Below are 24,418 nucleotides of genomic sequence, written 5' to 3' on the forward strand. Positions count from 1 at the left end.
GGGAAGAGTTCATGGATATAATCATTTTAGGCGTAGTAATGTTTACCCTGATTGTGTTGGTACTGACAGCAATGATTTTGTTCGCAAAATCTAAGTTAGTGAACACCGGGGATATTAAAGTTGAAGTCAATGGCGATGAGGACAAGAGTTTCTCTGCTCCCGCTGGTGATAAATTGTTGAATATGCTTTCCAACCAGGGGATTTTCGTTTCCTCTGCGTGTGGTGGCGGTGGCTCTTGTGGTCAGTGCCGTGTGAAAATCAGTGAAGGCGGTGGTGATATCCTGCCAACGGAACTTTCCCACATCAATAAGCGTGAAGCAAAAGAAGGCTGCCGATTGGCATGTCAGGTTAATGTTAAACAAGACCTGAAAATCGAGCTGCCAGAGGAGATCTTTGGCGTTAAGAAATGGGAATGTGAAGTTATCTCCAACGATAACAAAGCAACTTTCATTAAAGAATTGAAGCTGAAAATTCCTGATGGGGAAGTGGTGCCATTCCGTGCAGGTGGTTACATTCAGATTGAATGTCCTCCACACGTTGCCCGTTATGCGGATTATGAAGTACCACAGGAATACCGCGAAGATTGGGATAAATTCAACCTGTTCCGTTATGTCTCTGAAGTGAAAGAGCCGACGGTTCGTGCATATTCAATGGCGAACTATCCGGAAGAGCATGGCATTATCATGCTGAATGTGCGTATTGCAACGCCACCACCAAGGAATCCAGATGTTGTTCCGGGTATCATGTCTTCATACATTTGGTCACTGAAGGCGGGTGATAAGGTAACGATTTCTGGTCCATTTGGTGAATTCTTTGCGAAAGATACTGATGCAGAAATGATCTTCATCGGTGGTGGTGCAGGTATGGCACCAATGCGTTCTCATATCTTCGACCAGCTCAAGCGTTTGAGCTCCAAGCGTAAGATTACCTTCTGGTATGGTGCACGTTCTAAGCGTGAAATGTTCTATACCGAAGATTTTGATCAGCTGGCGGCAGAAAATGAGAACTTCACATGGCATGTGGCATTGTCAGATGCTTTGCCGGAAGATAATTGGGATGGTTATACAGGCTTTATTCATAATGTCCTGTATGAGAACTACCTGAAAGATCATCCGGCACCAGAAGACTGTGAATTCTATATGTGTGGGCCTCCGGTCATGAACGCTGCGGTTATTAAGATGCTGAAAGACCTCGGTGTAGAAGATGAAAACATTATGCTGGATGATTTCGGCGGCTGATGTTTGTAGCATTTTGATTTAACGACAAGCGCCCACACTATAGTGGGCGCTGACGATTCAGAAAGAGTGAATTATGCTGAGTAAAAAAATTATCCACTGGAGTGTATTGTTATTTTCGGTTGTACTGCTGGCAGCGTGTGGTGGCCCAGAGCAGCAAAACCTGAATGGGCAAACAATGGGGACATATTACTCCGTTAAATATGTTGCTGTCTCGTCTGCACCTGTCCCAGAAAACCTGCAAAAAGAGATTGATCGGTTGCTGGAAGAGGTGAACGATCAGATGTCCACTTATCGGCCAAATTCTGAATTGAGTCGTTTTAATCAAAGCCGTGAAGTGAATAAACCGTTTCCGGTATCAGCCGCGACAGCGAAAGTTGTCAAAGAAGCCATTCGAATCAATAAGCTGACAGAAGGTGCACTGGATGTCACTGTTGGCCCATTGGTGAATTTGTGGGGATTTGGGCCGGAAGGGCGAATTACCAAAGCACCAACGGATGAAGAATTAGCGACTCGCCGAGCGTGGACAGGCATTAATCATTTGTCTGTTGAAGGCAATAATCTGATTAAATCCATCCCTGAACTGTATGTTGATCTCTCTTCCATTGCTAAAGGTTATGGTGTTGATGCCGTAGCGGAGTATCTGGAATCTCAGCATATCAAAAACTACATGGTTGATATTGGCGGTGAAGTACGCACATTGGGCAACAATGGCAAAGGTAATCCATGGCGGATAGCGATAGAAAAGCCATCGGATAGTGGCATGACACAGAGCGCTCAGGAAATCATTGAGCCGGGCAATATGTCTGTGGCAACATCGGGTGATTATCGAAACTATTTTGAACAGAATGGCGTGCGTTACTCTCACACCATTAACCCTAAAACCAGCAGGCCAATAACACATAATTTGGTTTCAATTACTGTGATAGCACCGACCTGCATGAGTGCAGATGGTTTTTCCACAGGCTTGGATGTATTGGGGCCAGAGAAAGGAATGGAAGTGGCTGAAAAGCTGAATATTCCGGTCTTTATGATTGTCAAAACCAAAGAGGGTTTTGAAGAACATTATAGTACTGCTTTTAAGGCATACTTACAGAAGAAATAAGAGAGGGGAAAAAGTTATGGAAGTCTTTATTGCCGCTTTTATCTTTTTCCTGTTGGCATTTGCGGGAATGGCATTGGGCTATATTTTTAAGCGCAAGAGTATTCAAGGAAGCTGTGGTGGCTTGGGAAGCATTGGTGTAGAAAAAGTTTGCGATTGTCCTGAACCCTGCGATGCGCGCAAAAAACGTATGGCAAGGGAAGCTATCCGTCAAGCACAGTTGGAGAAAAATCGCATTCTGTGATGTTGTTTTACAATTCAACTAATTTTTGATTAGAAAAAAGTAACCCGCTGCCAGATAAACAGCGGGTTTTTGTTGTCCATTCAGAGATGCTTGTTCAAGGCATTTTGTTCAAGACATTTTGTTCAAGACATTCTGTTCAAGACATGTCGAAAGGATGGCATTTTCTGTGGGCTTGATTTAAGTAATGTTTCACTGAACTTATTGAGATGCCTAAATCTTCTGCAACTTCTTTGTAACGTAGGCCTTGTAGTTGAGTGAGTAGAAATGCCTGTCGCACTTTTGTCGGCAATTTATCCAGAGTCTTATCTATCTTTTCTAACTGTTCTAACAGCACGAGTTGATTTTCAGAAGAGTATGATGAAATTGTAGGCATTACCCTAAAATATTCCAGATAATTGTCTTCTAGTTTTTTCCTGCGCCAGTAATTGGCAAGGGTTCGACGGGCTATCGTCATTAAAAAGGCTCTTGGCTGGCGGATATTCTCAAGATCCGAAGATTGCATCAATTTAATAAAAATCTCATGGGTGAGATCTTCGGCATGATTTGGACAAGCACTGTTTTGTCTGATCCAGTTACATAACCAGTGATGGTAATCGGAATAGAGTTCTTGGGCGATTTGATTGTGCCCAAATGTGCTTTTTTGCACCGCCATGATGATATTGCCTGATGGGATAGGATAAATACGATAATGATTATTATTTGTATTTGTTCGGGAGAAGTCAACGCAGCATTCTAGATCTAACCCCCTTAAAAATTAAGAGGGCTAGCGATTGAGTAGTTAAATACCAGTTAGAACTGTTGTGAAATACTGAATTTGTAATTACGGCCAATTCCTGAAACCATTTCCCCTAAGTACGGATAGTAATCACGGTTGAATAGGTTATCAACGGTGATCCGTGCTTCAAAGCCTTTCATATAAGGAGGGCGCCAGCTTGCAAACAGGCCATGTAAGGCATAACCGCCACTTTTTGGCAGTTCCCAATACTCTGCTTTTGGATCGTTATCTGAAGGTGAGCGATCTTGTTTGCGAATAAAGTCACCCTTCCAGCCCATTGCCATCTGCCATTGTGGAATTTTGAACCCTAATATGGCATGTGCTGATGTTGGGGGTATTTCTGCAATCCAGGTTTTATGACCTATCCATGGATCACGCATGGAAGCATCACGCTGACCGCGCATGGTGGAGAAAGAAAATTTTCCGAATAACATTCTGCTATCATAGAACGTCTCAATTTCCAAGCCTTCAATAGTATAGCCGGGCAGATTGCGATAATTTGCCAATGGTTTTTCACATGAGCTGCTTGAACCACTTTCAATTTGAGCTTTGCAATAAATCCCGCGTCGTTTGAAGATTTCATCTTTACCACGGTTACGGAATAAGGTTGTACGAATTTGTAGGCTGTCATTTTCAAGCATCAGATTATTGAAATCGAGAACAGCACCAAGGCGTATTCCTGCCATTCTTTCAACATTAAGATTACGGCTAGAGCCTTTAAGGCTACCTAGCCCTTGTACCTCATATTGTTCATCAACTATTGGTGCACGCCATGTACGGCTGATATCTGCAAACAATGAAAGGTTTTTATTTGCTTGCCACATAATGCCTAAATGAGGTGACCATCCAGTATAGGTTACATTGCTATAGTCATGATTTACTTCTGGTGATTTATCGTTATATATGGATGCGTTATTTTCTCTACCCATATTTTTGACATGGTCATAGCGAACACCCGGCGTTACGGTCACACTGCCTATTTTCAGAGAGTCTTGAATATATAAGCTGTAAGTTAGTTGATCTCCAGCAGGCATATAGCTTGGTTGATAATAACCGTAGTTGTAGTTTTTATTCTTTATTTTGCTTTTATCGAATATTAGTACATTGCGTTCGTTTTTATGCCAACGGGTTCCTACCAGTAGTTCATGTTCAATAATACCTGTTGAGAATACGCTTTTATTGTTGATATCAACCTGATTGTCGGTGTAATCAACCCAGCTTTTATTACCCATTAATCCACCGAAATGGGAGGAAGAATTTTCTGGGCGGCGATCGTTTTGCTTGGTTTTTGAATAGGCATAAATCATCGTCAGATTTAGCAGTGGGTTATCTTCCGGCGCGATATTCCATTTGGCAGTGTAGTTCTGATCTATTTGATCACGAAAGACCAGTTTTCTTTTCCAGGCACCGCCCCAACCGTATTGGTTTACATCATTGGCTGATGGAACGACCATTTCATCACGTTTAACCGCCCAAGGTTGCCAGCCATCTGATTCAGAGCGCATGGCAGACAAGCTTAATGTATGCGCATCACTGGGATAAAAGTTGGTTTTCAATAAATAGGACGTTTGGTTGTTTTGAGAGTACTCAAAACGGGTGCCATCGGGGCGTTTGATATTGTGCCCATCACGCTTACTGACATAGAGTAATCCATCAACAAAACCATTAGGATCTCTGCCGTATATTGCGCCACTATTAATCCACTGCCTGTCATTGGTGTGATAGCTTTGTTTGACAAAGCCGCCCCAATCTTCATCTGGGCGCAACAAATCGCCCGCATCTTTTGTCACAACTTTGACAGAACCACCAAACCCACCGTTGCCATTGAGCAAATTGTGTGGCCCTTTATCAACCTCTACACGTTTGATTAATTCAGGCTCAATAAAGACGGAACCCTGACGATACTTCTCGAATCCTTTTGGCGCATTATCTAAAGTGACTTTGACATCTTCTTGGTCTCCCATTCCCCAAATATTCAGGGTTTGTCCGCCGGGACGCGGAGAACCTGACATTGAAACACCGGGAAGTTGATCGAGTAATTGAGCAACATTATCTGCCTGAGTCCGGTCAATATCCTCTTTTTTGAGCACCGAACTCCCCGCGCTGGTACTATTGTGTAAACTCTCAACGACAGAAAGTGTAGGTAATTTCATCACCTCATTTTTCTTTTCAGCTTTTTGTTCTGTGGAACCTTCAATAGCGTAAACAGGGCTGGCGAAAGCCGCTCCTAATACGAATGTCCCTGAGAGTGCGCCACTTAAAATTTTCTGAATCATGGTAGCGATTGGGCGTTTTTCTAATTTTTGACTATTATTTTTCATAAATTCCCTGAAATATGATCAAGTAAATATTATTTAATGTAATAAGTCACTTGAGAAATCAAAATGGACAAATAATAATGAGAATTATTTTTATTTTTTTGATGATACCTCTATTTATTGCAGATGTTTTAAGAATAACTCATTGAAATAGTTTCTAATTTTGTTAAACCTTATCAATTGCTAACTATGTTGACGTTGAGATTTAAGTGCTTATGGGATGTTATGGCACTGAATAGCCAGAACACTCATCGGCAAGGTCATTTCCGTAAGTTCAATTTCCATAAGTACAAGGGGTTAGTCAATGAAGAAAAAGATTCTTGGTTCTCTGATCTTGGCAGGTATCGTGGCACTGATTGCTGGCTGTGATGATGCTTCTAAAAAAGCAGAAGATACGGTACAGCAAGCTGAAGAAAACGCCGCGCAAATGAAAACTGACGCTGAAAAAACAGTCACGGGTATCACTGATAGTACAAAAGAAAAATCACAGGAGATAAAGGAAAACGTTTTGCGTGAAAGTCATAGTGCGATTGATAAATCCAAGGAAGTGAAAAATCAAATCACCGATTCTGCTAGTGATATCGCTGAGCAAATGAAATCCAAGGTTGCTGATGTGCAGAATCAGGCGACCAAAACAGCGAATGATGTGATGGATACGATGAAAGCAAAAGCGGATGATATACAGCATCAGGCTAGTGACAAGATCGATCAGCTTTCAGATGCCATGAAGTCGAAGACAGAAGAAATAAAAGCCGAAGCTGATAAAAAGACGGATGATTTAATCGATAGTTTTAAAGGCGACAAGGATAAAAAAGAGGAAAAATAATTTATCGTTTTAATCCAATATGTTGCTGATGTGGAATAGATTGTATCAGAAGGGTGATCTGAAAATGATCACCCTTATTATTTTACGCATCATTGGCGACATAATATTTTGCCTGACTGCGTGGCAGAGGTGAAATTCCTCTGATTTTATCAGCAATTTTTTCGGCTATCATGATCGTTGTGGCATTCAAATTACCGGTGATAATTGTCGGCATAATGGACGCATCAATAACACGTAAATTCTCAATGCCATGCACACGCCCTTGACCATCCACAACTGCCATTTCGTCTGACCCCATTTTGCAGCTGCAAGATGGGTGAAATGCTGTTTCGGCATGTTCACGAATAAAGGCATCCAGTTGTTCATCGGTCTGAATTTCAACACCTGGGCTGATTTCACGTCCACAATATGGAGCCAGCGCTGGCTGTGCCATAATTTTCCGTGTAATGCGAATAGCAGCGCGGAACTCCTGCCAATCTTGCTCTGTTGACATATAGTTGAATAGGATACTTGGATGTTGACGCGGATCCCGTGACTTAATTTTCACCTGACCACGGCTTGGAGAACGCATAGAACCCACATGAGCCTGAAAACCATGTTGATTGACGGCGTTGCTGCCGTTGTAATTAATAGCAACAGGCAGGAAGTGAAATTGAATATTTGGCCAAGCAAATTTTTCATGGGTACGAATAAAGCCACCAGCTTCAAACTGATTGCTGGCACCAATGCCTGTTCCTTTGAATAACCATTCAGCGCCAATTTGAGGTTGGTTATACCATTTCAATGCCGGGTAGAGGGAAATGGGCTTGAGGCATTCATACTGCAAATACATTTCAAGGTGATCTTGTAAGTTTTTCCCAACACCTGACAAAACATGTACCGCAGGAATCCCAAATTCATTCAATACGTCTTCAGGGCCAATGCCTGAGCGCTGCAAAATTTGTGGCGATGCGATTGCGCCAGCACAGAGCAAAACTTCCTTACGCACTTTTGCTTGTATCAACGCTGAGCTATTACCTTGATGAAAATTGACGCCGACGGCTGTCTTTCCTTCAAATTCGAGGGTATCAGTCAAAGCATGGGTAATGATAGTGAGATTGGCACGTGATCGCGCTTGATCCAAATAGCCACGGGCTGTACTGGCGCGGCGTCCTTTAGGGGTAACGGTGCGATCCATTGGCCCAAAGCCTTCTTGCTGATAGCCATTCAGATCGTCAGTGCGTGGATAACCAGCTTGGACACCTGCTTCTACCATCGCGTGAAAAAGTTCATTATTACCGGCTTTGGGGGTGGTGACACTGACCGGCCCATCACTGCCATGATAGTCATTGTCGCCAATATCCCGTGATTCAGCTTTGCGAAAATAGGGAAGGCAATCAAGATAACTCCAGTCTTCCAACCCCGGTTGTGCTGCCCAGTGATCAAAATCCATCGCGTTGCCACGGATATAGCACATGCCATTGATCAGTGAAGAGCCACCAAGTCCCTTACCGCGTCCGCATTCCATGCGCCGATTATTCATATGGGGTTCAGGATCGGTTTCATATGCCCAGTTATAACGGGTTCCCTGCAAAGGATATGCCAGCGCCGCTGGCATTTGAGTACGGAAGTCAAACCGGTAATCTGGCCCGCCTGCTTCCAGTAGCAGAACAGTCACATTCGGATCTTCCGTCAGACGGGTTGCAAGTACATTACCCGCTGAACCAGCACCGATAATAATGTAATCAAAAACCATTGTTATCTCCTCTGTTTCAGACATGGATTAAAATAGGGATTCAAAATTGCCCAGTTCCACCTGTATTGATTTGGTTTGAGTGTAATGTTGTAGTGTGATCAGCCCATTTTCCCGGCCAACACCGGAATGTTTATACCCACCAACAGGCATGGCGGCTGGAGATTCCCCCCAAGTATTGATCCAGCAGATCCCGGCTTCTAGTTGGTGGATCACGCGATGTGCACGGGAAAGATCTTTCGTCACTAATCCTGCCCCCAAGCCATAATGAGTGTTATTGGCTCGGGCAATCACTTCATCTTCCGTTTCATAAGTCAGGATAGACATTACTGGCCCAAAGATTTCTTCCTGTGCAATCAACATATCATCGGTACAGTCACTGAATACGGTTGGTGCAACAAATGCACCTTTCGCTAATTCACCTTCCAGCAGGCGTTCTCCACCACAAAGCAGGCGAGCATGGCTGTTTTTGCCGCTTTCGATATAGCGTAATACAGACTCCATGTGCGGGAAGCTCACCAAAGGTCCAAAATTAGTGTTGGGGTCGAGAGGTGAACCAATTCGAATGCGTTTAACGCGCTCAAGAATTTTTGCTTCAAATTGTGAAAGCAGTGCCTTGGGTACAAAGACGCGTGTTCCGTTCGTGCAAACCTGACCTGAACTGAAAAAATTTGCCATCATGGCAATATCAGCAGCACGATCCAGATCTGCATCATCAAAAATGATCAGCGGAGATTTGCCACCCAATTCCATTGTGACTTCTTTTAGGGTCGAGCCTGAAGCATTTGCCATGACCTTTTTGCCGGTCACAATACCGCCGGTAAAAGACATCTTGGCAATTTTAGGGTGAATGGCCAGATAATGTCCCACTTCATGACCTGCTCCCGTCAAGACATTGAAAACACCATCAGGCAAACCTGCCTCAGTATAGATTTCAGCTAACTTCAAAGCAGTGAGAGAAGTGACTTCACTTGGTTTGAAAATCATTGCATTACCGGCAGCCAGAGCGGGTGCTGACTTCCAGAGGGCAATTTGAATAGGGTAGTTCCATGCGCCAATGCCTGCTACAACGCCCAATGGTTCACGGCGTGTATATACAAAAGAAGACTCACGTAGTGGAATTTGTTGGCCTTCAAGGGCTGGAATTAAACCGGCATAATATTCCAGTACATCAGCGCCAGTAACGATATCAACTTGCTGAGTTTCAGAAAGCGGTTTACCGGTATCCAGTGTTTCCAATTCAGCAAGCTCATCATTGCGTTCACGCAGGATATTTACTGCCTTGTGTAAAATCCGGGAACGTTCTATCGCAGTCATGGCTGCCCAGATTTTTTGTCCCTTGTGGGCACTTTCGACAGCCAGATCAACATCTTGTTCTGTTGCGGACTGAAATTGAGCAATAACCTCTCCAGTAGCCGGATTAATTGCATCAAAAATTGTGCTATCAGTTCTGGAATTATCGAGTTTGGTGTTATTAAAACTGGTGCTATCAATATAAGCACCGTGGATATAAAGTTTTTGTAATCCAAAATGGGTCATAGATTCTCCTCAAGAGCCTGTCCACAGGCCATAAGCCAGAACTCAAGCTATATCGGATGTCCCGAGTTTCTGTTCGATGTAATCAATGGTAATTCTGAACGTCCCTTCAATATCAAAAGGCTTGTTATTGAGAGCACTTCTCAGCCAAATGCCGTCGATTAATGCCGCAAGGCCTTGCGCAGCCAGCCGTGCTTCTGCTTTTGGCATGGCACGTTTAAATTCAACACAGATATTAGAATATAAACGGCGTTCATTAACTTGTTGTAACCGATACAAGTTTGGTTGGTGCATACTGCTGGCCCAAAATGCCAGCCAGGTTTTCATCGCTGCGCCGCTAATCTGGCTGGGATCAAAATTCCCTTCGACAATGGCTTTCAATCTTTGAGTGGGGGTTGCATTGTCAAGCAAGCGTAATCGGCGTGCTACTGCCATTCCCAGTTGATGCAAGAGATAGCGCATGGTAGCTTCCAATAGCCCATTTTTATCCTTGAAATAGTGGCTGATAATTCCGTTGGAAACGCCCGCTTTTCGCGCTATTTGTGCAATGGTTGCTTCTTGCATCCCAACTTCATTCACAACGATTAACGTTGCATCAATGAGTTGTTGTTTTCTTATCGACTGCATTCCAATTTTTGGCATGATTTTATGCTCAGAAAATCAATCATTCGGTCAGTATTAAACTTTTTTTTAATTGAATGTTCAATCAAAATTAAATATGTTTTATTACAATAATTTTACAACAAGGGGCCAAATTTATTTAACATATCTTAAATTTTGTTTTTAATTCATATGATTATATGAATTATTCTTTTCATGCATTTTAATTTCATTAATTTCAGGAACTGCCTATGAACACACAAGACAGTCCAAAAAACACTCAGAAGGATACGCTGAACTCTGTCGTTTTTTTCGCCTCGGCTGGACTGATTATCGTATTTTCTCTATTCACTATTTTTTTCACTGATGCAACAAATAGTTGGATAAAAAACACACTGAATTGGGTCTCTAAAACTTTCGGTTGGTACTATTTACTGGCTGCGACGCTTTATATCGTGTTTGTTATTTTTGTTGCCACGTCCCGCTTTGGCTCAATCAAATTGGGGCCGGAACAATCCAAGCCGGAATTCAGTCTGCTTAGTTGGGCGGCGATGTTGTTTGCCGCCGGGATAGGCATTGACTTAATGTTTTTCTCGGTAGCTGAGCCTGTTACGCAATATATGCAACCACCAATAGGCCAAGGAGAAACCATTGAAGCAGCCCGTCAGGCGATGGTGTGGACGCTGTTCCACTATGGCCTGACGGGCTGGTCTATGTACGCCTTGATGGGAATTGCTCTGGGATATTTTAGTTACCGTTATAATTTGCCTTTGACTATTCGTTCGGCACTTTATCCTATTTTTGGTAACCGGATTAAAGGCTGGATCGGTCATACCGTGGATATTGCGGCGGTAATAGGGACAATTTTTGGCATTGCAACGACTCTGGGAATTGGCGTTGTGCAGTTAAATTATGGCCTGAACGTACTTTTCGGATTACCGCAAGGATTAGGGGTTCAGGGAGGCTTGATACTATTGTCTGTGGTAATGGCAATTGTCTCTGTGACTTCCGGCGTAAACAAAGGAATTCGATTTTTGTCCGAATTGAATGTACTGCTGGCCCTTGGTCTGGTTTTGTTTCTTCTGTTTGTGGGTGATACTGAATTCCTGCTCAATGGATTAGTGCAGAATGTCGGGGATTATATCAGCCGTTTCATGGGCATGACGCTGAACAGTTTTGCATTTGAACGCCCGACTGAATGGATGAATAGCTGGACACTATTTTTCTGGGCATGGTGGGTGGCTTGGTCGCCGTTTGTCGGATTGTTTCTGGCGAGGATTTCCCGTGGAAGAACCATTCGCCAGTTTGTTATGGGAACATTAGTCATTCCATTTGTTTTTACCCTGCTGTGGCTATCAATATTTGGTAACAGTGTGTTGTATGAAATTATTCATGGTAATCGCCAATTGGCTGAAACAGTGCTACAGCATCCAGAACAAGGTTTTTATAGACTGCTGGCGCTTTATCCTGCATTTACGTTCAGCGCTTCTGTTGCCACAATTACGGGGCTGCTGTTTTATGTCACATCGGCTGACTCTGGCTCGTTAGTACTGGGAAATTTCACCTCTAATCTCAGCGATATCAATAATGATGCACCGAATTGGTTGCGCGTCTTCTGGTCTGTAGCAATTGGTGTATTAACATTAGGTATACTCATGACTGATGGTATTTCTGCTTTGCAAAATACCACGGTAATAATGGGTTTACCTTTCAGTTTTGTGATCTTCTTTATCATGGCGGGGCTGTATAAGTCCTTGCGCGTGGAGGATTTCCGCAAGGCCAGTTCGTTGCACAATACTTCTCCTACGCTTGTACATGACAATGGTTCACTGAACTGGAAGCAGCGTCTAAGCCGCATGATGCATTTTCCTGGTACGAAAAACACTCAACGGATGCTGGATATGGTGTGTCGTCCAGCTATGTTGGAAGTCGCTAAAGAGTTGGTGGTGCGTGGTGCGAAAGTTCAGTTTAATGTGCTGCCAGCACAAGATGACAGTCGGCTGAATCCATTAGAACTTATTGTTGATTTAGGTGATGAACAGAATTTTGTCTATCAAATTTGGCCACAGAGTTATTCTGTACCCGGATTTACCTATCGGGCGAGATCGGGCAAGTCTCACTATTACCGACTGGAAACTTTCCTGATGGAAGGGACGCAAGGTAATGATTTGATGGACTATACGAAAGAGCAAATCATTAGTGATATTCTTGATCATTATGAAAAACATTTGAATTTTATTCACTTGAACCGAGAATCACCGGGGCAGACTTTGATTTTTCCCAGTTGAGAATAAATAAAAGATAGCAGAGGATAAAAATAAATAATCGCCTGTATTATACGAAGTTACAGGCGATTTTTTTACCAAAATAGAGAATGGATTTTATAATTCAATCTTCATTATTAATATTTTATCCATTTTTTGAATGATAGGCATCAGGATAAATTTTACCATAATAACCCTCCAGTTGCGTTTCTGTCATTTTTGATATTTCTACATATTTTGGTGAAAATAAGACAAGGAATGACATTAATCCCATTAAAGCAGAAAAGATAAGTAATAAAGCTCTTATATCATAACTTTCTATCATATAAGTTGCAGATATCATCCCTAATGGTATTGAGACTATACAAATAGCAAGGAATTTAGATTCCATTGTATTACGATGAGACTCAGGTGTTGCCAGGCATCGAATTGAGGTAGTATTTATATTGTAAATAATCAAACCTATTCCACTAATTAGCATATAACTACATAATTCAATTAATGAGGTTGCTGTGGATATACCCGCTATGCAGACAGCGATCGTTAAGGCTGAAATAAAAGCACCATGGGCTTTACAGAAGAATTTATTCATATATTTAATAATGATGGTACTGCCAATCATCATACCGATCCCGAACGTTGCTTCAGCAATCCCCACCTGTAAGGCACTCAGCTTAAACTCATTTATAATAATAAGTGGCGTAATATAGGTTACTAATGGAACTACAGTGAAATTAAAAAAGGAAGAAACAATAACTAAACTTGCTTCTGTAGGATTTTTAGTAATAATTTTAATACTTCCTATATTGCTTTTATGTTGTTGCAATGGTTTTTCTGTTTGCTGGTTTTTTATAAAATAAAAGCCAATAATTGATGAGATGGCCATTAAAGAAATAAAGATTAAAGCTCCGTCAATGTTTAAATAATGGATGACAATACCCGATATTGCAGGGCCAAGGATAATGTTAACTGAGTTGACAATGCCTCTATATTTAAATGCAGACTCTAATTTATTTTTATTACTAATTTCTGGAAGAATACTTGTGCCAATCGGTTGAATGAGTATGGCTGAGATAGAAGCGAAAATATATATGATCCCTAATGGAATATAGAGGTTTTTATCTATGATGCTAGCGAGAATAAAAAGTAATGAAGTTGGGACTATGCAACATAATACGATACTCTTCTTATTGAATCTGTCTCCAAGGTTACTCATGAAGACTAGAAATAATACTTGTAAAAACCATGATGAAAAAATAAACCATCCAAGTTGAAAATCTAGATTTAGCACTTCAATCATCCACCATGAAAACAACATGCCAAATGCTCTTGTAGAGGACGTGAACAAAATATCTGATATTTGATATAAAAAAAATGAAATATTATTTTTCATTACTACCCTTATTTTTATTAATAACCATGTTTATTGATAAATATTGGTAATGGTATATATGAAATGTATTTATGTCACTGCTCTACTGAAACTAAATGATAGATTAAGTTGGTTGTTGATGTATTTTATGGTATTTTCAACTGAAAAATAACTAAATAAAAGATATTTTCTATCACCCCTCTTAAATGTGCTGTTTATTTCGATATTTTTTGCTGTGATCTATTTTTATTAAATATTCGACCTATGTATTGCGTATTTTTGATTTAATCATCTGCGATATTGTATATAACCTGAACTTCGTTTAAGAAAGGAAGGGAAAAATGAACTAAGCGCCTGAGGCACGATAAAAGTTTTTGCTTAGAAAACAAAATCGTGGAGATCCTCAGGTTAGGGTTACTTTAGAAGAACTTTTCTGCTGCGTCGATGGCTTTTGCCAAAAATTTATTCCCCTTTGGGAACAACAGCTATCGAGAATAACTTGCTTAAACGTCATCGTGCTACCTAAAGGATATTTATCGCAAGCATTAGGCGATGAACTGAAAGCTGCGGGGATTACACTGATCACCAATGTCCGTCGTAATATGAAAGCCAAATTTTTATCGCTTTGGGACAAGGCTATGTTAAGAAAACGTTTTTGATAGAGACCGTCAATGACCAATTGAAAAATATTTCTCAGAGAGAACATTCAAGGCATCGGAGCGTAGTCGGCTTTTTACTGGAGATTGTATCAGGACTCATTGCTTATACCTTCCAGCCAAAAAAGCCGAGCTTAGGTTTACGTACCCATGAAATTGCGATGCTTAAACAAAACTGAGGTTAACAAGAAAACACGTTGAGTTAACAAAGAAAACTCATCACCCTGCTTCACTCTCTTCGCAGGAGTATGTGCATGTTGTGAAGGATATTCGTCGGCGGTTGAATCTGGTGAAATACCATCAGGATTAATGGTGAGTAAGACGTGGACACTGTTATAGGGTGAGATGATTTAATGCGGTAATAACTATAATAAATCTCAGTCTTTTCGTCCATTCCGAGATAATCCTACGTGCTACCCTGATGTATATATTCATCACGAGTTCTCGCTATCATGTTCATTCATAAAATCATCACGCCGATGTTTATTAAACGCTTTCAGTGTGTCGGTTCTGATTGCATTTCACATTGCTGTCAGGATTGGTTCATCAGTGTGGATAAAAAAACATATAAAAAATATCACCATGCCGACAGCATCGAAATCAAACAAATCGCGCAGGCACATGTACTGAAATCGGAGAAAAAAGGAAACTATGCCTATATCCGTTTAAATGAGCAAAAAGCCTGCCCGTTTCTGACAGAAGAGCGGCTGTGCAATATTTATTGCAAGCTCGGTCCTTCGGCGATGAGTGATACATGTCGGGAGTATCCGCGTAGTGAAGTTGAATACAGTAATGTAACATTCAAATGTCTCTCCTTATCTTGTCCTGAAGTTATCCGGCAACTTCTTTTTTCAGCGGATGCGATGCAACTGATAGAAGAAGACCATTATCTGGCGAAAGCACCGAAAAAATCGGATTTGACCGATCCTCAATACCTTGTTTACCTTTGGTGTCTAAATCTCATTCAAGCATCGTCACCGCAATTTGATGATAATCTTTATGCCGTCATGCAATTACTGATTTTCCTGAATAAAGTCAATTTTGAGATAGAAGCAAATTTCGATCGAATTCAGGGGATATTCGAATTTTTACTGGCTGCTTTACAGAATGGTGAACTAACAGAAAAGCGGCGTAAGCTACCGCATCCGGTGGCATTTCAGACCGCAGTATTAGGCGTATACGGTAAATTTATTTATAAGCTATCACGTGGCGGTGACTTTTTGTTATCCATGTATATTAATACGCTTAATCAACTGGGATTGGATGAACACCAAACGCAGAAACGAACGGAAAACAATATGGCACGGTTACGGGAGACATGGCATTTGCTGACAGAGGACTCCTGTATGAAGGAGCCGAGTGTGTTACGTAATCTATTTTCTTATCTGCTTTATCACAGTCAGTATCCGCATGTTTCAAATTTTAATGGGGATGCGAAAGGGCAACGTAATGCTTTGACGCACTTTAGTTTATTGGTGATGGATTATTTCTATCTACGCACCAATTTATCGGCGCTCGCAGTTGTGGAAAAACGGATGGCGACGGAAAAAGATGTTCAGTTGATGTTCAGTGCCTATTTTTCCATGAAAATGCATAGCCTTGGCATCAATGATGATTTATTGACGTTGATGGAACAGTGTCAGATGAGCGATGCATTGGCGTGTATTTGTTTATTAGATAATTGATAGGCGTTGGATGGCTAAAGTTATATGGCACTGTTACAAAGCTCCGGTAGTTGATACGCTCAGTTGAGTCATCTTGTCCGAGGGACAACATCATGAACCCATTCAGAGGCCATCATCCACGCCGTAACACTAAATCTGCCACTTTCTCGGGAAAATTTTAGGCAACATGAAGCTGTGGCAGATCCCGCGATTCATCTTTTTAATATCACTCTCCGAGAAAAAGCGAAATAACTCTTTGAAGTTTTGTTGAAAAATTAAATAGAATTTCATAATTCCTTTCTGTATATTTATACAGTACTTTATGTTTATATAGTGTTTTATATTTATATAGTGCCTTATATTTATATAGTGCCTTATATTTATATAGTGCCTTATATTTATATAGTGCTTTAGCGTGGGGAGCTCAGATGAGAAAAATTATTCATATTGATATGGACTGCTTTTTTGCTGCCATTGAAATGCGGGATAATCCATCACTCTGCAATATTCCTATTGCAGTAGGAGGGAGCGCTGATCGAAGGGGGGTAATTAGTACGGCAAATTATCTTGCCCGTCGTTTTGGAGTACATAGTGCGATGTCCACAGCCATAGCATTAAAACTTTGTCCTCAATTGAAAGTGATTCCCGGTAGAATGGCGCTTTATAAAGAAGTCTCTCAACATCTCCGGCAAATTTTTTCTCGTTATACTGAGTTAATTGAGCCTCTCTCCTTAGATGAAGCCTATCTGGATGTGACGGATTGCCATTATTGTCACGGTTCTGCCACTTTGATTGCTCAAGAAATTCGCCAGGTAATTTTTGACGAATTGCAGTTAACTGCCTCAGCCGGTGTGGCGCCAGTCAGGTTTTTAGCCAAAATAGCCTCTGATATCAATAAACCCAATGGGCAATATGTTATCTCTCCTGAGCAGGTAGAGGCTTTTGTTAAGTCACTGCCATTACGCAAAATTCCCGGCGTCGGAAAAGTTACGGCTAAGCGTTTGTCAGACATGGGGTTGGAAACCTGCTCTGATGTTCAACATTACGATAAGCTGGCATTAATAAAAAATTTGGGTAAGTTTGGCTTATCGCTTTGGGAACGCTGCCACGGTATTGATGAGCGGCTGATTACGCCAGAACGTTTGCGCAAATCTGTTGGAGTGGAAAAAACGTTGGCTCAGGATATTCATGAATGGCATGAATGTGTTGAGCTGATTGAAAAACTTTATCCTGAGTTGGAAAAACGGTTGGAAAAAGTAAAATCCGATCTCCGTATTGCCCGTCAGGGTATCAAATTAAAGTTTGACGATTTTCAATTAACGACACAGGAACACGTCCATCCTGTATTGGATAAATTCGATCTGATTCAGGTAGCAAAACAAGCTTGGGAAATACGCAGGGAAGGGCGAGGAGTTAGGCTGGTTGGGCTACATGTGACATTACAAAATCCACAACTGGAACGCCAGCTTTTATTGGAGTGGTAAAAAATTGGAGTGGTAAAGCAAAGTGTAAATGAAATCTCTCCCGCAAGCAGGTGGCAGGGGAGAGACAATATAGGATTATTCTTTAGCCGGGATAGCTTTTAGAATTGCAGTGAGTAACTGCCAATATTGACCGACACTTTTAATGTGAACTTTTTCATCAGGAGAGTGAGCACCTCGAATGGTTGGGCCGATAGAAACCATGTCCATATCAGGATACGGTTTTTTGAATAGGCCGCACTCCAAACCTGCATGAATCACCATGATATTCGGCGTTTTATCGAACAATTGATGATAAGTCTCGCGCACTAAATGCATGATTGGAGAATTGGCATCAGGCTGCCAGCCCGGATAGCTGCCACTCGCTACTGTTTCTGCTCCTGACAGTGTTGCCAGAGAATTCAGTATCTCAACAACATAAACTTTACCGCTTTCGATCAATGAACGAATCAGGCAAATAACTTCAACTTTTTCTTCATCCATTGTTATAACGCCTACGTTCAGCGAAGTTTCTACAACACCTTTGGCGACATCACTCATACGAATAACGCCATTAGGTATGCTATTGAGCATGGATACGAAACGAGTCTGACAATCCGCTGTTAGCACTTGTGATGATGCTTCGGTTTCATCCAACAAGAGAATGAGATTGTTTTCAACGACAGCGTACTCGTTTTTCAATGTTTCCAGATAGCTGTCTTTCAATTGATATAATTTTTCGACTTTATCGGCAGGAACAGCAATCACGATAGAACCTTCACGAGGAATGGCATTGCGCAGGGTTCCACCTTGCAGGTGAATTAATTTCAGTTCCAACTCATCGGCATGTGCGGCTAGGAAACGGGCCAGTAATTTGTTGGCATTACCTAATCCCAGATGAATATCACCGCCAGAGTGACCACCTTTTAATCCCTTAATAGTCAGTTGCAGAGTCTTATAATTAGCTGGCAGAGTTTCGCGGGACAGTTGCAAGGTTGTGACAAAATCAATACCACCAGCACAACCCATGTAGATTTCGCCTTCTTCTTCTGAATCGGTATTGATCAGAATATCAGCTTGCAACCAGCCAGATTTCAGACCGAATGCACCATCCATACCAGCCTCTTCGGTCATGGTCAGTAAAACTTCCAATGGGCAGTGTTTGACGGATTCGTCAGCCAATACAGCCAATGCTGAAGCCATGCCGATACCATTATCAGCTCCCAAGGTTGTACCATCAGCCGTAACCCACTCACCATCAATATAAGGGCGGATAGGGTCTTGTGTGAAATCGTGTTGGGTATCGTTATTTTTCTGCGGAACCATATCTAGGTGTGCTTGAAGTACGACCGTCTTGCGATTTTCCATGCCTTTTGAAGCAGGCTTTCTGATCAAAATATTGCCGACTTCATCCTGTTCTACATGAAAGTTTTTGCTTTTTGCCCACTCAATAATATGGGATGCCAGTGCTTTTTCATGGTAGGAAGGATGAGGAATGGAACAGATTTGGGCAAAAATATCCCATAGTAGTTGAGGGGATAATGTTGATAATTCGGACACGGCGAATCTCCTGTAACTGCATTTTGGTGAGATAAAAATGGTAATGTTTGACACATTAGGGTGCTTATTGTTATCTGCGTTGTCCTAATGCCCATGTTATGCCTGAGAATATCATTTTATTGCTTTCAATGTGCTGTGAGAATGAGGGCTTACCTTGTTTTTACTGGTTTTTGTCTGTTCAAATCACTATAATCTCGCGCAACCTTTTTTCCGCAAAAAAAAACACTTTTCTGAAATATTCTTTAGTTTCCAGGATCAAATTTTATGAGTGAAAAATATGTTGTAACGTGGGATATGTTGCAAATACACGCCCGTCAATTAGCACAACGTTTACTTCCTGTAGAGCAATGGAAAGGTATTATCGCCGTCAGCCGTGGCGGTCTTGTGCCGGGGGCGTTATTGGCTCGTGAATTAGGAATTCGCCATGTTGATACTGTCTGCATTTCCAGCTATGACCACGATAATCAGCGCGAGTTGAATATATTGAAAAAAGCGGAAGGTGACGGCGAAGGTTTCATCATTGTTGATGATCTGGTTGACACTGGAGGCACTGCTCAGGCAATCCGTGAAATGTATCCGAAAGCCCACTTTGTAACGATTTTTGCAAAGCCAGCCGGTCGTCCTCTTGTAGATGATTATGTCGTTGATATTCCCCAAAATACATGGATTGAACAGCCATGGGATATGGGAGTAATGTTCGTTCCACCTATTTGTAATAAGCAGTAAGATTTTTCTTTTGTCATGACTAAACAAAACCTTTCAGAATCGTTGTTTAAGCCTCGATTTAAACATCGTGAGACCTCTACACTGGTGAAATATACTCGCCTACAGTCTATCACTGGCAGTAATAGTATGCTTGGTGGGGAGCGCCGCGAGCGTTGGTATCGAATGATTAATTGGCTCGCTTGGATCTGGAGGGGAGTCAATCCGCTGGAAATTCAAGACGTCCTTAGTCGGATTGCTGTGACGGATGCCGAGCGCAGTACTGAACATTTGTTGGATACTGTGGTCGGCTATCGTAAAGGAAACTGGGCATTTGAGTGGTCTCAGAAGGCAATGTATTGTCAACAGGAAGCATTGCAGACTGAGGATGCAGAAAAAGCCGGTGTATGTTGGTTAAAGGCTGCAACGTTATACAGTATTGCTGCTTATCCTCATTTGCGCGGTGATGAATTAGCCGATCAGGCAACTGCGCTGGCGAATAAAGCCTATGAAAACGCAGCGCATTTTTCTGGGCATAAATTGCAAAAATTGGAATTCCAGCTGGAAGAGGGCAAAAGTGTTACTGGGTTATTGCATCTTCCTTCCCATGTACAAGAGCCTTGTCCGACGATATTAGTTTGTGCCAGTCTTGATAATGTACAGAGTGATTGTTGGCGGTTATTCCGGGAACACTTCTCGCCTCTTGGATTTGCAATGTTAACGGTAGACATGCCTTCCGTTGGTTACTCCGCTAAATTCACATTGACGCAGGATACTTGTGCAATTCATCAACAAATTCTGCAACAACTGTATAGCGTGCCGTGGATTGATCATACCCGTGTTGGTGTATTTGGTTTTCGTTTTGGTGCAAATATCGCTGTTCGCCTTGCCTATCTGGAGCCGAAACTGATTAAAGGAGTATCGGTGATAGGCCCGATTGTTCATGAATTACTGCATGATGAAAAATTACAGCAGAAAATTCCGTCAATGTATATTGACGTATTGGCCAGTCGCTTGGGTATTTATCACGTTGATGAAGAAAGATTACGTTCAGAACTGAGTTGCTTTTCATTGAAAAACCAAGGGCTGTTGGGTCGTCGTTGTACTGTGCCCATGCATTCGGTGTATTGGGAAGGTGATATTTTTAGCCCAAGGAAAGACTCGAAGCTAATTGCCATGTCATCAATGGATGGTTCATTGCGGGCTATTCCTGCTACATCAGTTTATAGTGGTTTCAACAAGGCATTACGCGAAATAAGTGTATGGTTGAAAGATAAAGTTTTATAAAACGAAATTTATTACTTGATATTTTTTAATCATTTGATACAAAGGTGCCCTGTATATAAGGAGACCTTTGTATGACTTTACCTGCAAGTTATTCTAAAAATAGGTTGTTGAAGAGTTTTTCTGCATTAGGGCCGTATGTACGCGAATTAAAGTGCAGTAATGGTTATTTTTTCTTTGACTGTTTAGCGGTTTGTGTCAGCGCAAAAGCGGTGCCAGAAAAACGTGAATTTTGGGGATGGTGGTTAGAGTTAGAAGAGCAGGGTCAAGGTTTTGTTTATAACTATCAAATAGGTTTATTTGATAAAAATGGTGAATGGCGTGCCATGAATATCAAAAAAAAGGCCGATCTTGAGCACCTTGAATCAACTTTGCAGGCATTCCACAAACGTTTGGCCGATTCTTTTGATACTCTCAAACTTACGTTGATCCCATCAGAAAGTACCGTCACCCTTCAAACACAAGTTATGGCATGATTTTGCTTTTAACCTACTTTTTTTAAATTTTGCGTTATGTCAGTTGGCATAACGCTTCTCTCCTGTTAAAACTGAACACTGTTTTTTCAAATGTTTTTTCGAATTTATTTTTTTAAATTTGTTTTTTCAAATTAATTACAATGGCAGAAATATGATGAATGGCAGCCAAACATTGGTTGTGAAACTGGGGACGAGTGTATTGACTGGTGGCTCTCGTCGTTTGAATCGTGCCCACATTGTGGAACTGGTTCGTCAATGTGCTCAACAACATGAAAAAGGTCACCGCATTATTATCGTGACTTCTGGTGCGATTGCCGCTGGACGCGAGCATTTGGGATACCCTGACCTTCCAACAACTATTGCATCAAAACAGTTGCTGGCAGCCGTTGGACAAAGCCGCCTGATTCAATTGTGGGAGCAGCTTTTCTCGATTTATGGTATTCATGTCGGGCAAATGCTTCTGACCCGTGCGGATTTAGAAGACCGTGAGCGCTTCTTGAATGCAAGGGATACCCTTCAGGCGTTGCTTGATAATCACATTGTTCCCATTATTAATGAAAATGATGCTGTTGCGACAGCAGAGATTAAAGTGGGCGACAATGATAATCTTTCTGCGCTGGCTGCGATTTTAGGCAGTGCAGATAAATTATTGCTCCTGACAGATATCGAAGGACTTTATACCGCAGATCCTCGCAGTAACCCTGATGCAAAATTGATCTCTGAAGTGCATGACATCAGTGATGAGCTGAAAATGATGGCAGGGGACAGTGTATCGGGTTTAGGCACGGGGGGAATGGCGACAAAACTTCAGGCCGCAAGTGTGGCTGGACGTGCTGGAATTGATGTTATTATCGCTGCGGGTAACAGGTCGGATGTTATTGCTGATGTTATTGAAGGAAAACCGGTTGGAACACGTTTTCATGGGTTGAGTAGCCCAATGGAAAACCGCAAACGTTGGATCTTTGGTGCGCCTCCGGCGGGGGAAATCATCGTCGATCATGGTGCAGAAGCAGCGATTACCGGAAAAGGCAGCTCATTGCTGCCAAAAGGGATCAAAAACGTTAAAGGTGATTTTTCCCGCGGTGAAGTCATTTGTATCCGCAGCTTATCGGGCAAAGATTTGGCTCATGGTGTGTGCCGTTACAACAGTGACGCTTTGCGTTTGATTGCAGGCCATCATTCACAGCAAATTAGCCAGATATTGGGTTATGAATATGGCGCTGTTGCGGTTCACCGTGACGATTTGATCGTAATTTAATGAATTAATCGTAATTGAGAGATCATCATTGATCGTGAGTTAAGGATTTCACCATGCTAGAGCAGATGGGAAAAGCAGCCAAAGCAGCATCATGGCAGTTGGCACAACTAAGTACCAACCAGAAAAACCAAGCGTTGAATCATATTGCTGATTTGTTGGAAGCAGAAATTGAAGTCATCCTTGCTGCCAATCAGCAAGATATGGAGCAAGCCCGTGAACAGGGAATGAGTGAAGCTTTGCTCGATCGGTTATTACTGACGCCTGAACGACTGAATGCGATTGCTAATGATGTACGTCAAGTCTGCCGTCTGGCTGATCCTGTAGGGCAAGTCATTGATGGGCAATTATTGGATAATGGATTGCAATTAAGCCGTCGCCGAGTTCCTTTAGGAGTGATTGGCGTGATTTATGAAGCTCGCCCCAATGTGACTATTGATGTGGCATCTTTATGTCTGAAAACAGGTAATGCTGTGATACTTCGTGGTGGCAAAGAAACCCATCATACTAATCAGGCGATGGTTAAAGTCATACAACAGGCATTGGAACAAAGTGGCTTACCGACTGCTGCGGTTCAGGCTATCAGTAAGCCAGATCGTGAATTAGTGGCTGAATTACTGAAAATGGATCGCTATGTTGATATGTTGATCCCTAGAGGCGGGGCTGGATTGCATAAATTGTGCCGGGAACAATCAACTATTCCTGTGATTACTGGTGGCATTGGAGTTTGTCATACGTTTGTGGATGAAACCATCAATGTTGAAAAAGCATTAGAAATAATTACCAATGCGAAAGTCCAGCGCCCAAGTGCCTGTAATTCACTGGAAACGTTATTGGTACATGAAAAGATAGCGACTGATTTCCTGCCCATTTTGAGTACAAAAATGAAAGAGCAAGGAGTGACATTGCATGCAAGCAAATCAGCAATGGTATGGTTGAAACATGGCCCTGCAACCGTCGTCGAAGTGACAGAAGATGATTACTGTGATGAATGGTTATCTTTAGATATGAATGTAGAAATTGTCAGTGATATTGAGCAAGCTATTGAGCACATTCGTACTTATGGCACTGCTCATTCTGATGCAATCCTGACAGATTCTTTGCAGCAGGCTGATCACTTTGTGCGCCATGTGGATTCAGCAGCAGTATATGTGAATGCAAGTACTCGTTTTACCGATGGGGGACAATTCGGTTTGGGAGCTGAAGTGGCTGTCAGTACCCAGAAATTACACTCCAGAGGCCCAATGGGGCTTGATGCACTGACAACGTATAAGTGGATTGGTTATGGTAATTATTTACCTCGCAGTTAACCGTATTTTACTTTAATTGGAATTTGTCGAACTATGTTGAGTCACAC

19 protein-coding genes and 1 pseudogene are annotated in these 24,418 nt (G+C 41.9%); 13 read left to right on the forward strand and 7 right to left on the reverse strand.

Features of this window, described 5'->3' with window-relative positions:
• The first annotated feature begins 11 nt into the window (after positions 1-11).
• The 3 genes from nqrF (at position 12) to nqrM (ending at position 2,581) form a co-directional block, all read left to right on the forward strand.
• Positions 12-1,238, forward strand: a complete 1,227-nt coding sequence (gene nqrF, locus PSI14_RS12500; RefSeq protein WP_273576206.1) for an NADH:ubiquinone reductase (Na(+)-transporting) subunit F — start codon at positions 12-14, stop codon at positions 1,236-1,238.
• 73 nt (positions 1,239-1,311) lie between these two features.
• A complete protein-coding gene (locus tag PSI14_RS12505) occupies positions 1,312-2,340 on the forward strand; it encodes an FAD:protein FMN transferase (RefSeq protein ID WP_273576207.1) in 1,029 nt (342 codons plus the stop codon).
• Positions 2,341-2,356: 16 nt separating this feature from the next.
• Positions 2,357-2,581 (forward strand): (Na+)-NQR maturation NqrM, encoded by a 225-nt coding sequence (gene nqrM, locus PSI14_RS12510; protein WP_273576208.1) that lies wholly within the window; start codon positions 2,357-2,359, stop codon positions 2,579-2,581.
• Between the two features lie 136 nt (positions 2,582-2,717).
• Here the strand turns inward: nqrM and PSI14_RS12515 are convergent, their stop codons facing one another.
• Together PSI14_RS12515 and PSI14_RS12520 are read right to left on the reverse strand one after the other, a co-directional pair.
• Positions 2,718-3,233, reverse strand: a complete 516-nt coding sequence (locus tag PSI14_RS12515; RefSeq protein WP_273576209.1) for a sigma-70 family RNA polymerase sigma factor — start codon at positions 3,231-3,233, stop codon at positions 2,718-2,720.
• Between the two features lie 137 nt (positions 3,234-3,370).
• Positions 3,371-5,677, reverse strand: coding sequence for a TonB-dependent hemoglobin/transferrin/lactoferrin family receptor (locus tag PSI14_RS12520; RefSeq protein WP_273576210.1), 2,307 nt, complete (start codon positions 5,675-5,677; stop codon positions 3,371-3,373).
• 301 nt (positions 5,678-5,978) lie between these two features.
• On the opposite strand from PSI14_RS12520, the gene PSI14_RS12525 reads away from it, so the two are divergent.
• Complete coding sequence (locus PSI14_RS12525) at positions 5,979-6,500, forward strand: YtxH domain-containing protein (RefSeq protein WP_273576211.1); 522 nt, start codon at positions 5,979-5,981, stop codon at positions 6,498-6,500.
• 82 nt (positions 6,501-6,582) lie between these two features.
• Here PSI14_RS12525 and betA read toward each other — a convergent pair whose 3' ends face one another.
• Genes betA through betI form a run of 3 tightly spaced genes read right to left on the reverse strand, consistent with a single transcriptional unit; the run spans position 6,583 to position 10,410 of the window.
• Positions 6,583-8,235 (reverse strand): choline dehydrogenase, encoded by a 1,653-nt coding sequence (gene betA, locus PSI14_RS12530; RefSeq protein WP_273576212.1) that lies wholly within the window; start codon positions 8,233-8,235, stop codon positions 6,583-6,585.
• A 27-nt stretch (positions 8,236-8,262) separates the two neighbouring features.
• Positions 8,263-9,771: a betaine-aldehyde dehydrogenase gene (gene betB / locus PSI14_RS12535; protein WP_273576213.1), complete on the reverse strand. Its 1,509-nt coding sequence runs from the start codon at positions 9,769-9,771 to the stop codon at positions 8,263-8,265.
• Between the two features lie 42 nt (positions 9,772-9,813).
• Positions 9,814-10,410 (reverse strand): transcriptional regulator BetI, encoded by a 597-nt coding sequence (gene betI, locus PSI14_RS12540; protein ID WP_273576214.1) that lies wholly within the window; start codon positions 10,408-10,410, stop codon positions 9,814-9,816.
• Between the two features lie 209 nt (positions 10,411-10,619).
• Here betI and PSI14_RS12545 point away from each other — a divergent pair, with 209 nt between their 5' ends.
• The gene (locus tag PSI14_RS12545; RefSeq protein WP_273576215.1) at positions 10,620-12,656 is read left to right on the forward strand and encodes a choline transporter; all 2,037 of its coding nucleotides are present in this window, start codon (positions 10,620-10,622) and stop codon (positions 12,654-12,656) included.
• A 121-nt stretch (positions 12,657-12,777) separates the two neighbouring features.
• Here the strand turns inward: PSI14_RS12545 and PSI14_RS12550 are convergent, their stop codons facing one another.
• Positions 12,778-14,025, reverse strand: a complete 1,248-nt coding sequence (locus PSI14_RS12550) for an MFS transporter (RefSeq protein ID WP_273576216.1) — start codon at positions 14,023-14,025, stop codon at positions 12,778-12,780.
• Positions 14,026-14,519: 494 nt separating this feature from the next.
• On the opposite strand from PSI14_RS12550, the pseudogene PSI14_RS12555 reads away from it, so the two are divergent.
• The 3 genes and pseudogenes from PSI14_RS12555 to dinB all read left to right on the forward strand — a co-directional run bounded on the left by PSI14_RS12555 (position 14,520) and on the right by dinB (position 17,808).
• Positions 14,520-14,839 (forward strand): annotated as a pseudogene (locus PSI14_RS12555) (transposase).
• Positions 14,840-15,112: 273 nt separating this feature from the next.
• Positions 15,113-16,345: a flagellin lysine-N-methylase gene (gene fliB / locus PSI14_RS12560; RefSeq protein WP_273576217.1), complete on the forward strand. Its 1,233-nt coding sequence runs from the start codon at positions 15,113-15,115 to the stop codon at positions 16,343-16,345.
• A 407-nt stretch (positions 16,346-16,752) separates the two neighbouring features.
• On the forward strand, positions 16,753-17,808 hold the full coding sequence (gene dinB / locus PSI14_RS12565; RefSeq protein ID WP_273576218.1) for a DNA polymerase IV: 1,056 nt from the start codon (positions 16,753-16,755) through the stop codon (positions 17,806-17,808).
• Positions 17,809-17,883: 75 nt separating this feature from the next.
• Here dinB and pepD read toward each other — a convergent pair whose 3' ends face one another.
• Complete coding sequence (gene pepD, locus PSI14_RS12570) at positions 17,884-19,344, reverse strand: beta-Ala-His dipeptidase (RefSeq protein WP_273576219.1); 1,461 nt, start codon at positions 19,342-19,344, stop codon at positions 17,884-17,886.
• A gap of 264 nt (positions 19,345-19,608) precedes the next feature.
• On the opposite strand from pepD, the gene gpt reads away from it, so the two are divergent.
• From gpt to proA, 5 genes are all read left to right on the forward strand, one after another.
• A complete protein-coding gene (gpt, locus tag PSI14_RS12575; protein ID WP_273576220.1) occupies positions 19,609-20,070 on the forward strand; it encodes a xanthine phosphoribosyltransferase in 462 nt (153 codons plus the stop codon).
• 15 nt (positions 20,071-20,085) lie between these two features.
• Positions 20,086-21,333 carry an esterase FrsA gene (frsA, locus tag PSI14_RS12580; RefSeq protein WP_273576221.1) on the forward strand — a complete coding sequence of 416 codons (1,248 nt, stop codon included), beginning with the start codon at positions 20,086-20,088 and terminating at the stop codon, positions 21,331-21,333.
• Positions 21,334-21,404: 71 nt separating this feature from the next.
• The gene (gene crl, locus PSI14_RS12585; RefSeq protein WP_273576222.1) at positions 21,405-21,806 is read left to right on the forward strand and encodes a sigma factor-binding protein Crl; all 402 of its coding nucleotides are present in this window, start codon (positions 21,405-21,407) and stop codon (positions 21,804-21,806) included.
• A gap of 154 nt (positions 21,807-21,960) precedes the next feature.
• Complete coding sequence (proB, locus tag PSI14_RS12590) at positions 21,961-23,064, forward strand: glutamate 5-kinase (RefSeq protein ID WP_442316486.1); 1,104 nt, start codon at positions 21,961-21,963, stop codon at positions 23,062-23,064.
• 53 nt (positions 23,065-23,117) lie between these two features.
• Positions 23,118-24,371 carry a glutamate-5-semialdehyde dehydrogenase gene (gene proA / locus PSI14_RS12595; protein WP_273576224.1) on the forward strand — a complete coding sequence of 418 codons (1,254 nt, stop codon included), beginning with the start codon at positions 23,118-23,120 and terminating at the stop codon, positions 24,369-24,371.
• The last annotated feature ends 47 nt before the right edge of the window (positions 24,372-24,418 follow it).

The sequence above is a fragment of the Xenorhabdus anantnagensis genome (assembly GCF_028598555.1).
Lineage (GTDB): Bacteria > Pseudomonadota > Gammaproteobacteria > Enterobacterales > Enterobacteriaceae > Xenorhabdus > Xenorhabdus anantnagensis.